The 11,945-nt window shown below is 66.3% G+C and carries 12 protein-coding genes; 3 read left to right on the forward strand and 9 right to left on the reverse strand.

Annotation, left to right across the window (positions count from 1 at the left end):
* The first annotated feature begins 111 nt into the window (after positions 1 to 111).
* Complete coding sequence (locus AB0362_RS10605) at positions 112 to 1,797, forward strand: L-lactate permease (protein WP_366235557.1); 1,686 nt, start codon at positions 112 to 114, stop codon at positions 1,795 to 1,797.
* Positions 1,798 to 1,849: 52 nt separating this feature from the next.
* The gene (locus AB0362_RS10610; RefSeq protein WP_366235558.1) at positions 1,850 to 3,112 is read left to right on the forward strand and encodes an alpha-hydroxy acid oxidase; all 1,263 of its coding nucleotides are present in this window, start codon (positions 1,850 to 1,852) and stop codon (positions 3,110 to 3,112) included.
* A gap of 198 nt (positions 3,113 to 3,310) precedes the next feature.
* On the opposite strand, the gene AB0362_RS10615 is transcribed toward AB0362_RS10610, so the two are convergent.
* The 7 genes from AB0362_RS10615 to ssd form a co-directional block, all read right to left on the reverse strand.
* Entirely contained in the window at positions 3,311 to 3,676 is a 366-nt protein-coding gene (locus AB0362_RS10615; RefSeq protein WP_366235559.1) for an Rv3654c family TadE-like protein, read from the reverse strand.
* A complete protein-coding gene (locus tag AB0362_RS10620) occupies positions 3,673 to 3,984 on the reverse strand; it encodes a TadE family type IV pilus minor pilin (RefSeq protein WP_366235560.1) in 312 nt (103 codons plus the stop codon). Before AB0362_RS10620 ends, AB0362_RS10615 begins: the two co-directional genes overlap by 4 nt.
* 23 nt (positions 3,985 to 4,007) lie before the next feature.
* On the reverse strand, positions 4,008 to 4,211 hold the full coding sequence (locus AB0362_RS10625) for a DUF4244 domain-containing protein (RefSeq protein ID WP_068054150.1): 204 nt from the start codon (positions 4,209 to 4,211) through the stop codon (positions 4,008 to 4,010).
* A gap of 63 nt (positions 4,212 to 4,274) precedes the next feature.
* Positions 4,275 to 4,847, reverse strand: coding sequence for a type II secretion system F family protein (locus tag AB0362_RS10630; protein WP_366235561.1), 573 nt, complete (start codon positions 4,845 to 4,847; stop codon positions 4,275 to 4,277).
* Positions 4,844 to 5,623: a secretion protein F gene (locus tag AB0362_RS10635; protein WP_366235562.1), complete on the reverse strand. Its 780-nt coding sequence runs from the start codon at positions 5,621 to 5,623 to the stop codon at positions 4,844 to 4,846. The genes AB0362_RS10630 and AB0362_RS10635 overlap by 4 nt, the downstream gene beginning before the upstream one ends.
* A complete protein-coding gene (locus AB0362_RS10640) occupies positions 5,620 to 6,804 on the reverse strand; it encodes a TadA family conjugal transfer-associated ATPase (RefSeq protein WP_366235563.1) in 1,185 nt (394 codons plus the stop codon). Before AB0362_RS10640 ends, AB0362_RS10635 begins: the two co-directional genes overlap by 4 nt.
* Positions 6,801 to 7,916 carry a septum site-determining protein Ssd gene (gene ssd, locus AB0362_RS10645; protein WP_366235564.1) on the reverse strand — a complete coding sequence of 372 codons (1,116 nt, stop codon included), beginning with the start codon at positions 7,914 to 7,916 and terminating at the stop codon, positions 6,801 to 6,803. The genes AB0362_RS10640 and ssd overlap by 4 nt, the downstream gene beginning before the upstream one ends.
* A 346-nt stretch (positions 7,917 to 8,262) precedes the next feature.
* Between ssd and AB0362_RS10650 the strand changes: the two genes are divergently transcribed.
* Complete coding sequence (locus AB0362_RS10650) at positions 8,263 to 9,096, forward strand: HAD family phosphatase (RefSeq protein WP_068054189.1); 834 nt, start codon at positions 8,263 to 8,265, stop codon at positions 9,094 to 9,096.
* A gap of 398 nt (positions 9,097 to 9,494) precedes the next feature.
* On the opposite strand, the gene AB0362_RS10655 is transcribed toward AB0362_RS10650, so the two are convergent.
* Positions 9,495 to 10,241, reverse strand: a complete 747-nt coding sequence (locus tag AB0362_RS10655; RefSeq protein ID WP_317549711.1) for an oxidoreductase — start codon at positions 10,239 to 10,241, stop codon at positions 9,495 to 9,497.
* A 30-nt stretch (positions 10,242 to 10,271) separates the two neighbouring features.
* Complete coding sequence (locus AB0362_RS10660; RefSeq protein WP_094638622.1) at positions 10,272 to 11,945, reverse strand: ABC transporter ATP-binding protein; 1,674 nt, start codon at positions 11,943 to 11,945, stop codon at positions 10,272 to 10,274.

Consider the following 11,945-nt stretch of genomic DNA (forward strand, 5'->3'; position numbering starts at 1 on the left):
CAACCAGAAGAAGGTCTGTGCCTCGAGCCTCTTGACCCCATCGAGTGTGATCCATATCATTCGTCATGTGGTCAGACCTCACACACCTTGAAGGTCTTGAATGGAGTAGCCGTGTACACACCCGATCTCGAACCGCTCGCGGGCAGCATCGGATTGTCCGCTGCGGTCGCGTGCCTGCCGCTGTTGACGGTCTTCGTCACGCTGGGACTTCTTCGATGGAAAGCCCGCTTCGCCGGTTTGGCGGGGCTCGTCGTCGCATTGGCGGTGGCGGTTCTGGCCTACGACATGCCGGTGAACCTGGCCGGGCTGTCGGCCACACAGGGCTTCGCCTTCGGGTTGTTTCCCATCGTGTGGATCGTGATCTGTGCGATCTGGTTGTACGAGTTGACGGTGACGAGCGGACGGTTCGACGACCTGCGCCGCATCATCGACGCCATCTCCGACGATCCGCGCATCCAGGCCATCATCATCGCGTTCGGCTTCGGCGGACTACTCGAAGCCCTCGCCGGATTCGGTGCTCCCGTCGCCATCACCGGTGTCATGCTGCTGGCTATCGGCTTCGCTCCGATGCGCGCAGCCGTCGTCGTATTGCTCGCCAACACCGCGCCGGTCGCCTTCGGCGCCATCGGCATTCCGATCCTCACCGCCGGAAACTTGACGGGCATCGACTACCACGAGATCGGCGCGTACGTGGGCCACCAGACCCCGTTCATCGCCCTGTTCGTACCGCTGTTCATCGCGTTCTTGACCGATGGTCGACGCGGCGTCGCCCAGACGTGGCCGGTCGCCCTGGCCGTCGGCGTCGTGTTCGCCGTCGCGCAGTGGGTCAGCGCAACCTGGATCTCGGTCGAATTGACCGACATCATCGCCTCGCTGGCGGGTATCGCCGCAGCAGTCGTGGTTCTGCGGTTCTGGAAGCCGACCGGATCCGACGCGGCCCGCGAACGCATCCTCCTCGCCCGGGATGCGGACCTCGATTCGGGAGGCTCGGGCAGCGCCCCGATCACGCCTGCACCGATCGCCACCCGCACCATCGAGGCCGCGCCGCTGACGACCCAACGAGTGTGGCTCGCACTGTTTCCCTATTTGCTGGTCATCGCGGTGTTCTCCGTGGCCAAACTGTGGTCCCCGGTGGCCAGGTTCCTCGCCTCGACCGACATCGCCGTACCGTGGCCCGGTCTCGACGGAAATATCCTCACCGCCGCCGGTTCCCCCGCCACCACCACCATCTACAAGTTCACCTGGCTGTCCACGCCGGGAACACTGCTCCTGATCTGCGGTGTCATCGTCGCCGCCGTCTACCGCGTCAGCGCTCCCGACGCCGCCCGGCTGTTCGGAAGCACCCTGATCAAACTCCGATTCTCCGCACTCACGGTGGGCGCGGTTCTGGCGCTCGCCTACGTGATGAACCAGTCGGGGCAGACCATCACCATCGGAACCTGGATTGCCGGCACCGGCGCATTCTTCGCCTACCTCTCCCCGATTCTCGGGTGGCTGGGAACCGCGGTCACCGGTTCGGACACCAGCGCGAACGCGTTGTTCGCGACGCTGCAGCAGACTGCAGCGATCAACGCCGGCATCGACCCCACCCTGCTGGTCGCCGCCAACACCTCGGGTGGTGTGGTGGGAAAGATGATCAGCCCGCAGAATCTCGCCATCGCTGCTTCCGCGGTGGGCTTGGTCGGCCGCGAGTCCGAGATATTCCGAAAGGTCATCGGGTGGAGTCTCGGCCTTTTGCTTGCCATCTGCCTATTGGTCGGACTCCAGAGTTCGGTCCTGGCCTGGATGCTCCCCTGACCCGTCGTCACCACCACTCACCGCAATCAGCCCACAGAATCGAGAACGTGACATGCCCATCACCCGGCAGATGCCCAAAGCGACCGACCTGCGCGAGGTCCTCTCGTTCAAGAAACCGGATCTGAATCTGCGTCGACGACGCCTCAGCGCCGCACTCACCATCGACGATCTCCGCACCATCGCCCGACGCCGCACCCCACGGGCCGCATTCGACTACACCGACGGTGCCGCCGACGCCGAGATCTCGCTCTCGCGGGCTCGACAGGCCTTCCGCGACGTCGAATTCCACCCCTCGATCCTGCGGGACGTCTCGCACGTCGACACCTCGACGACGGTGTTCGGCGGGCCGTCCGCGCTCCCGTTCGGCATTGCACCGACGGGATTCACTCGACTCATGCAGACCGAGGGCGAATACGCCGGTTCTGCCGCGGCCGGAGCTGCTGGAATTCCGTTCTGCCTCTCGACCCTGGGCACCACGTCTATCGAGGACGTCAAGGCCACCAATCCGAACGGACGAAACTGGTTCCAGCTCTATGTGATGCGAGATCGCGACATCTCGTTCGGGCTGGTCGAACGCGCCGCGAAGGCAGGCTTCGACACCCTCCTGTTCACGGTCGACACGCCCGTCGCCGGATCACGACTGCGAGACAAGCGCAACGGATTCTCCATCCCGCCGCAGTTGACCGCGTCGACGATCGCCAACGCCATCCCGCGGCCCTGGTGGTGGTGGGACTTCCTCACCACGGCCAAGCTCGAGTTCGCATCGCTGTCCTCCACTGGCGGCACGGTCGGAGAGCTGCTGAATTCAGCGATGGATCCATCGATCTCGTTCGAGGATCTCGACGTCATCCGGGAGATCTGGCCCGGCAAGCTGGTCGTCAAAGGTGTTCAATCGGTGGCGGATTCGGTCCGTCTCGCCGAGCTGGGAGTCGACGGAATCATCCTGTCCAATCACGGAGGCCGACAGCTCGATCGGGCCCCCGTTCCCTTCCACCTGCTGCCTCAGGTGGTGAGCGAAGTCGGCTCCGATTTCGAGGTCGCCGTCGACACGGGAATCATGCACGGTGCCGATATCGTCGCCTCCATCGCGATGGGAGCGTCGTTCACCCTCGTCGGACGCGCGTACCTGTACGGCCTGATGGCCGGAGGGCGAGCCGGCGTCGACCGCATGATCGAGATCCTGCGCGAAGAAATAGTCCGCACCATGCAACTGCTGCAGGTCAATTCACTCGCGGAACTGACCCCGGAGCACGTCACCCAACTCACTCGATTGGCCCCTCTGCAGTCGGGGGCACACACCTTCACGCCACGCTGACCGCTGTAAGCCAGCCGTGGCTTGGGTTCGAAGCCGGGGTTCACGGCAAAGGCTCACGGCAAACGCGCGCGCATTCGCTGAATGCTCGCGAAATCGCCGGCCAGACGGGGCGAATCCCCGCGCACCTGACAAACGCGCGCGCATTTGCGGATTCGGTCAGCGGGCGAGGCGGACCGGGGCGGGCAAGCGGGGCGACCCTCACCCCGGACCCGCCCGCGCCGAGGCGGTGGCGTCGGACATTCCGAAGCGTCCGAGGAACACCGGTTTCCCCACCGTCACGATCACGTCCCACTCGTCGATCGTGCACTCCCGCAACTCCGTACCCATTCGCACCGACAGCCCCCGCGCCGTCTCGCACGCATCTGCTATCCCGCGGTCGAGGGCCCCGGCCCCGGCCAGCGCCGCGAGATCGGCCGCCGACTGCGCCTGATGACGTGCACCCACCGCCGAGCCGACGTGCATCACCATCACCACGACAACGATCAACGCCGACATCGCCAGCGCCGCCAACACCGTCGCGCCACCCTCCTCATCACGCAGCGCCCTCCAGAAGGCGAACTTCATTCCGCTGCAACCGGTTCCGCAGCAGCAACCGCCTCAGCAGACAACGTCAACCCCGGCAGCGGACTCGCCACCTCCACCCGCGCGACGAAGAACTCCCCGTCCTCGGTCACCGTGATGCGAGCCCCCTCCGGCGCAACCCTCTCCCCCACCGACACAGCCCGGTCCGTATCCCCTCTGGCCGCCAACCGCGCTGTCTCCCTGGCCGCATCGACGCAGCCGATGTGCATCGTCACCGACACGATCGCCCCGATGCACACCACGATCACCGCGACGATGGATGCGATCGCGAACGCCGCCTCCACCGTCACGGCACCGTCGTCATCGGCCAGGCTCAGACGGCTGTGTTCAGCGCTCGATCGATGATCCCTGTCAACGCCGTGACGATGCTGTCGCCGGTCACCACCGTGTACAGCACCGCCCCGAACGCCGCGGCCGCGATGGTCCCGATCGCGTACTCCGCGGTCGACATGCCATCGTCCTCCACGCCGAACAGAACGATTCGAGTCTTCAACTCCTGCAGTGCATTCTCGATCATCTCGATTCCCCTCCCTGTTGTCCGCTGCGGTAGTTCCGCAACGGAAGATTGTCGGCGCGGCGGTCACAGCAGACCGCCGCCCAGTACGTTGCCCGCCAGTCCGATCACCACGGGGATGATGCCGAGGCAGATGAAGGCAGGCAGAAAGCACAGCCCCAACGGCCCGCTGATCAGCACACCCGCGCGTTCGGCCGCAGCGGCCGACGCGTCCTCGGCGCGAGTTCGTTGTGTCGCAGCGAGTTCCGTCATCGCCGACGCCATGGACGACCCGGCCCGGGCAGATCGGCGGGCCATCCTGGCCAGAGCCTCGGTCTCGGGATCCTGCGCGACGGCGTCCCACGCGGTCGCGGCGTCGGCACCGAGTTCGAGCAAATCGGCTGCCTTGCGGAGCGCGATACCGAACGAGGTCGGAGCGGAATGTGCCGCTGCCGCAGCGGCGGTCGATATCGGCAAGCCTGACCGCAGACAGGCGGCGAGCAGATCGAAGGTCGTGGCCACCGCGAGCGGGTCGGGTGTCGGCACATCGACGGTGTCGGTGTCCGCCCGGCGCTCGGGTGCCAGCCTGTGCAACCCACCCGAGACCGAGGGCAGCGTGATCGATGCCGTGGCCAGACACAGCATCGCCACCCACGTCACGTCGTCACCTTGCCGGTGATCGCATCGGTCCACAGTAGTCCGGCACAGCCCAGCGCCGTGCCGATGAGCAGCAGCATTCCGCCGAGCCCACCGCCGAGCAGAATGTGCAATGGATCGGCTCCCATCAGCTGACCGAGCGCGACTCCGAGAATCGGCAACCCGGCCAGCACCAGCGCGGTGGCACGGGCACCGGCGAGCGATGCGTCGGTTCGTTCGCGAAACCGTCTGCGTCCCAGCATGTCCTCGCGGACGGCGTCGAGCAGCTCGGCGAGCGCGAGCCCGTGCTCGTCTGCGACTCTCCACGCGGCGGCCAGCCGGCCGAGCTCGGCGTCCAACAACGAATCGGACGAGGCAATACCGTCGGCAGCCATGCCGCCCAGTCGGGACCGCGATGCCGCACCGCGCAGTGCCGTCGACGCGATGCCGCCGCACTCGTCCGCCGCGACCGCGCTGGCCGTGGCCGGATGGGATCCGACGCGCAGCTCGCCGATGATCAACTCGACTCCGGTTGCAAGCCAGTTCAATTCGTCGGCACGCCGGTCGCGTCCGAGTCGCCGACGATAGCGACGCCATCCGGTACCGCCCGCCACCGCTGCTGCGCTCACGGCCCAGATTCCGCCGAACCACCACGCCGCCCCTGCCGCAAGCAGAACGCAGCAGGCCGGCACCAGCCATCGCGGCGCGGAGGAAGCCGCCCGTTCTTCACGAGGCAACCGACGGAAACTGCTCGGCCACAGGACAACCGCGAGGGCGAGGACCATCACCGCCGCCGTCATCGGGTGTCACCGCAACGGCGGTCGAGCAGTTCGAGGAGCCGACCTTCACCCGGCGTCGCGTCGGCAGTCACCGACCAGGCCGCCGCGATGTGCACTCGCCCGGCGCGATCGACGTCGACCACTCCGATCTCACGTAGCCGTCGAGTACCGTCGGAACTGCGGTGGACGTGTAACACCACTTGGACCGCAGCGGCGAGTTGGCTGTGCAGCGCGTCTCGGCCCATTCCGCCCAGTGCCGCAAGGGCTTCGAGTCGGGCCGGCACCTCGGCCGGGGAATTCGCGTGAATGGTTCCTGCTCCGCCGTCGTGACCGGTATTGAGAGCCGTCATCAAGTCGATGACCTCGGCCCCGCGCACTTCCCCGACCACGAGCCGATCCGGTCGCATTCGCAGAGCCTGACGCACCAGCTGCCGCACCGATACTTCACCCACGCCTTCGACATTGGGCGCGCGGGCCACCAGCCGGACCACGTGCGGATGTGCCGGGGCCAACTCGGCGGCGTCCTCGACGCAGACGATCCGCTCGGCCGGATCCACCTCTCCGAGAAGGGCGGCCAAGAGTGTAGTTTTTCCAGCGCCGGTACCGCCGACAACGAGAAATGCCAGGCGACCGAGCACGATTCGACGCAGCAGCTCGTACCCGTCTTCGGTCACGGCTCCCGATGCACGGAGCACGGCGAGTCCTTGAGTTGCCGGTCGCAGCACCCGAAGCGAGACACACGTTCCTCCGCTCGCCACCGGTGCCAGCACCGCGTGCAGGCGGACTCCGAACGCCCCCTGCCCGACGCCCGGCAATCGACCGTCGACCCAGGGCTGCGCGTCGTCCAAGCGGCGGCCGGCCGACAACGCGAGCCGCTGCGCCAAACGACGTACGGCAGCCTCGTCGGCGAAGCGGATACCGGTGCGCTCGAGTCCGCGACCGCGATCGATCCACACCTGATCCGGTGCGGTGACCAGCACATCGGTCACTCCGGGCTCGGTCAGCAGCGGCTCCAACGGCCCCGCGCCGGTCAGCTCGGTCTGCAGAACACGAAGGGCCGCAAGCATATCGGTGTCGCCGATGACTCCACCTGCTTCCGCTCGAATGGCCGCGGCGACGGTCGCGGGAACCGGAGCGTCAGCCGATGCCGCCAAGCGATCACGGACGCGGTCGAGCAGATCCGCGGTGACGACGGCGCTCATGCCGCCCACCGCTGACCACCGGGCTTGTGCGCGAACGTATCGAGCACAGCGTCGGCTGCCGCGGCCAGCGGCGAACGTCGGCCCAGCACCAGACCTCCTCGTTCGAGGCGCTCGGCCAACGCGGGCTCGGCGCGCATCGACGTCAACAGAGGAAGCCCGAGGGCGACGGCGATGTCGTCTGCCCTCAGCCCACCCGGCGCAGGCCCACGAACGACCAGGCCGACGTTGGCGTTTCGATCCATCACCTGCGCTGCCACCGCCTCGGCCGACGTCACGGCCCGCAGTTCGGCCGGAAGTACCAGCACGACGAGATCCGCCGCGGCGTACAGAGCGTCGGAGACGACGCTCGGATGACGCGGAGCGTCGCACACCACCAGATCTCCCGCTGCGCGTCCTGCATCGACCACAGCCGCCACTGCAACGGCCGAGAGTCCGACACCCCGGTCCTCGGATCGGCCGAGCGCCAGCACCGACAACCCGCCGCGGGAAGGCAGCGCCCCGTGCAGAGCGTCGCCGGAGACTCGGCCGCCTTCGACGACCAGGCCGGACCACCGCAGACCCGGAGCGTTCTCCCAGCCGAGTAACAGGTCGAGGCCGCTGCCGTACCGATCACCCTCGACGAGGAGGGCACGTCGGTCCGAGCGGCTGCTGCGGAGTCCGAGTGCGGCGGCGAATGTCGATGCGCCCGCGCCGCCGCGAGCGCCGACCACGGCGATCACTCCACCGTCTCCCGACGGCACCGACGCGGGTTCGCCGAGTATGCGCACGAGTGCGTCTTCGTCCTGCGGCAGGGAGAGCACATGCTCGGCACCGAGCGATGTGGCGATGCGCCAGTCGTCGAGTGTCGGTTGCGCGGCCGTGACCAGAATGACGCCCGAGCGTCGCGAAAATCCGGACGCCAATGCCGTCTCTGCAGACTCGAAATCGACCAAAATTGTTCCGAGTCGGTCCCACATCGACCGTGCCGAACCGATACCGACCAGTAAGTTCTGCTCTTCCACAACACAATCCGCGGCTGCGGCTATTCGATAGACGTCCTCGCGGAGTCCGCGAAGTTCTATCGACATCGCCACAGTCGGGTGCGCGATTCGCTGTCGCGGGTCCGTTTCCATGCGCCAAGCCTGCGTGAGAATCTGCTCGAGGTGCGCGCGACTTGGGGAAATGTGGATAGATCGGGGCCTGTGGATGAATACCGGTACTGCTGTACCAGTTTTTGACCCGACCCGGAAAAGAGGACGACCCTCGCCAGGGGGGGAGGAGGCGAGGGTCGTCTGGTTCAGCCCCGGGGGGTCGGGCTGAACACCGCCCGGAATGAACCGGGCTCATAGCAAATACTACACCCGTGGACTTCCTTGTTTGCAAGTTCAACCGTCGCTTTTTCTCGACGGTTTCGGACCGAGTCCGCCAGTGGCACCGCGCAACATCCACCGGTCACCACCGGCCACTATGGTGACAAACGTGACCCAGAGCGCGAGCACCGACGACGCCCCGGCCGGCCGACGCGCAGCGCGCGTGGCGGCATTCTTCGACCTCGACAAGACGATCATCGCCAAGTCCAGCACGTTGGCATTCAGCAGGCCGTTCTTCGACCAAGGACTCATCAACCGGCGCGCCGTTCTCAAGAGCAGTTACGCCCAGTTCCTGTTCCTGCTCTCCGGAGCCGATCACGACCAGATGGAGCGCATGCGCGCACACATCGCGAGCATGACCGCCGGCTGGGACGTCGAACAGGTACGAGCAGTCGTCGCCGAAACCCTGCACGACATCGTCGACCCCCTCGTGTTCGCCGAAGCCGCCGACCTGATCGCAGACCACAAGCTCCGCGGCCACGACGTGGTGATCGTGTCGGCGTCCGGCGACGAGATCGTGCACCCCATCGCAGAACTGCTCGGAGCCGATCACAGCATGGCCACCACGATGGTGACCGTGGACGGCAAGTACATCGGCAAGGTCGACTTCTACTGCTATGGCGAGGGCAAGGTCGACGCCATGAACTCCCTGGCCGCGCAACACGATTACGACTTGGCGTCGAGCTACGCGTACTCGGACTCGATCACCGACGTGCCGATGCTGCGCGCCGTCGGGCATCCCACGGCCGTCAACCCCGACCGAGCGCTGCGCAAGGAAGCCGCATCCCGCGGCTGGCCGATTCTCACCTTCTCCAACCCGGTCTCGCTGCGATCACGGATCCAGACCCCGTCCGGTAAGACCGTAGCGGCAAGTGCGGCAGCAGGTTTCAGCGCTCTTGCGGCCGGCGCGATCACCTACGGACTGCTCCGAAGAAAAAGATGACGCTCAACCCCTTGATGTGAGGCGCGTCACGGGGTACAAATGACGTACGGAAGAACGGAAGGCCAAGATCGAATCGGAAGAGAAGATTCGCTCTCCCGACCGCCCTTCCCAGCACGGACACCAGGCACCCACGCGGAGCGGCCACCTAATGGCAGAAGCGCTGTGGGCCTGCGAGATTCGTCGATGATCAGCAAGAACCCTGCACCGGTTGCAGGGATGACCTCATCACCGTCGAACCCTCGCCGAGGCCACGTGGTTTTCCATCACAGCCCACCTGAGCACGCTTGGTAACCAGGCGCTCCGTGCTAACGGGCGGCGAAGTCGACGCAAGTCGGCATCGCCGCCCTTTTAATGTGCTCGCTACTGCAGGCTCCGCTCGCGGCCCTTTTATGTGCTCGCTACTGTGCGGCTTCGGCAATCGAAGTCGCTTCTGCCGCACCGGCTTCGAAGGCTCCACAGCACAGGATCACCCAACTCCCGACGCCCGTCGCGGTGCCCTGGGCGAATCCGGTCGCGCCGTCCCGGTAGGCATTTGCTCGACGCATCCAGCTCACTTCCGGCACTCCGAGGTTGTGGGGGTCGAAGCCCGACGACGCCGCCACCAGTCTCGATGCAGCCCGCGCAACGATGCCGTCGGCCGATCCGAAAGCTTTGAGCGTCAACAACTCACCGTGCACCACCGCCGCGATCACCGGAGCGGGTGCAGAGGTTCCACCGGTCACGAGCTGAGCGAGCAGATCGAGTCGCTCGCCGACCCCCGAATCACCGCGCGGACGACCGAGCGCGGAGGCGTCGTCGACGAGATCGGCAGCTGCCAACAAGTGGAGTCGAGCCAGGGTCTGCAGCGGAGCGCGCTTCCACGTCGAGAGCGTGTTCTGCAGGGCGTCGCCATCGAGGGCTGCCGCGACTCGAAGCGCGCCCGCGAGCACGGGGTCGCCCTCTTCGCCCTCGCGGGGGAAATCCATCGACCCGCCCTCGAGTGACGAGGACGAGCGGGCCGCACGGACCGCGGCCTCGGCCGCGGTGGCCGGCCAGCCACGACGGTTGGCCTTGTGTCGATGCACCGCGCCGAGAGCGTCACGCGCCCGTTCGGCGGAGTCGACAACTCCGGGCAATTCCAGCAGCGGGGCGAGGGGGTCCGTCACGACAGACGACGGTACCCCCTCCCCTCACCCCTACTTTGCCCCTGCCGCCAACAGCTCGGCACGGGCCTGGCGACGCTTGGCCTGTTCGGCCGGGTCGGGCACCGGGACGGCCGCGAGCAACCGCTTGGTGTACTCGTTGGTCGGACGACGCAAAATCTGATCCGTCGTACCGAACTCGGCGAGTTTGCCCTTGTTCAGCACCGCGATGCGCTTGGCCAGTACCTCCACCACAGCGAGGTCGTGGCTGATGAACAGGCACGCGAAGCCGTACTCACGCTGTAGTTCCTTGAACAGCTCGAGCACCTTGGCCTGCACCGACACGTCGAGTGCGGACGTCGGTTCGTCGGCCACCAGCAGCGTCGGCTCCAGCGCCAATGCCCGAGCGATACCGACGCGCTGACGCTGCCCACCGGACAACTGGTGGGGGTAGCGGTTGCGCATGGTCCGCGACAGGTGAACCCGGTCGAGCAGTTCCTCGACCTTTCGATTTCGGTCTGCAGCACTGTGCTCGGTGTGCAACAGCATCGGCTCGGCAATGGACTGTCCGATCGGCCAGCGCGGGTTCAGCGACGAACCCGGATCCTGGAACACGATGCCGACCTTGCTTCGCACCGACCGCAGTTCACGATTCGACAGGTTGGTGATGTCGACGCCTGCGATCGACAACGAGCCGCCGGTGAGCTTGTTCAGTCCCACCACGGCCTTGCCGATCGTCGACTTGCCCGAGCCGGACTCGCCGACGAGGCCGACCACCTCACCCATCTCGATGTCGAGGCTGACCCCGTCGACGGCCCGGAACACGGTGCGGCCCGGGTACTCGATGACACCGTCGACGATGCTCAGAGCCCGGGTCTCCTCGACGGCACTGGGCTCGGCGATCTTCCCGGCGGTCACGGCCTCGATGCTGCTACCCAGGTGCGGAACCGAGGCGAGCAACTGCTGCGTGTACGGATGCGACGCGTTCTTGAATATGGTTTGCGCAGCGTCTGTTTCGACGATGACGCCGTCCTTCATCACCGCGATGCGGTCGGCCATGTCGGCCACCACACCCATGTCGTGGGTGATCAGGACGATCGACGCGTCGATGCGGTTCCGGAGATCACGCATCAGGTCGAGGATCTCGGCCTGCACCGTCACGTCCAGGGCCGTGGTCGGCTCGTCCGCGATCAGCAGCGACGGGTCCGAGGACAGCGCCTGGGCGATCATGGCGCGCTGACGCTGACCACCGGAGAGCTGGTGCGGGTAGAAGTTGACCCGCGTCTCCGGATCCGGCATCTCGACGAGCTTCAGCAGCTCGACGGCCCGCGCTTTCGCTTCCTTCTTCGACAGCGAGGTGTGCGCGCGGATGGCCTCGGTGATCTGCCAGCCGATCGAGTACACCGGATTGAGCGCCGTCATGGGCTCCTGGAAGATCACCGCGACGTTCTTGCCGCGGATGGGTGCGAGCTGCTTCTCGGGCAGCCCGACCAGCTCTTTCTCGCCCAGCTTGATGCTGCCGGACACCCGCGAATTATCGGCCAGCAGACCCGGGACGGCCATCGCCGTCGTCGACTTACCGGATCCGGATTCACCGACGATGGCGAGAACTTCACCGGAGGCGACCGTGAACGAGACGGTGTCGACCGCCTTGCGCCAGACCTTCTCGACCTCGAACTCGACCGTCAGATCGGTGACGCTGAGAACCGTGTCCTTCTGAATACTCAT

The organism is Rhodococcus sp. NPDC079359 (assembly GCF_040702585.1).
In the GTDB taxonomy this organism is placed as follows: domain Bacteria; phylum Actinomycetota; class Actinomycetes; order Mycobacteriales; family Mycobacteriaceae; genus Rhodococcoides.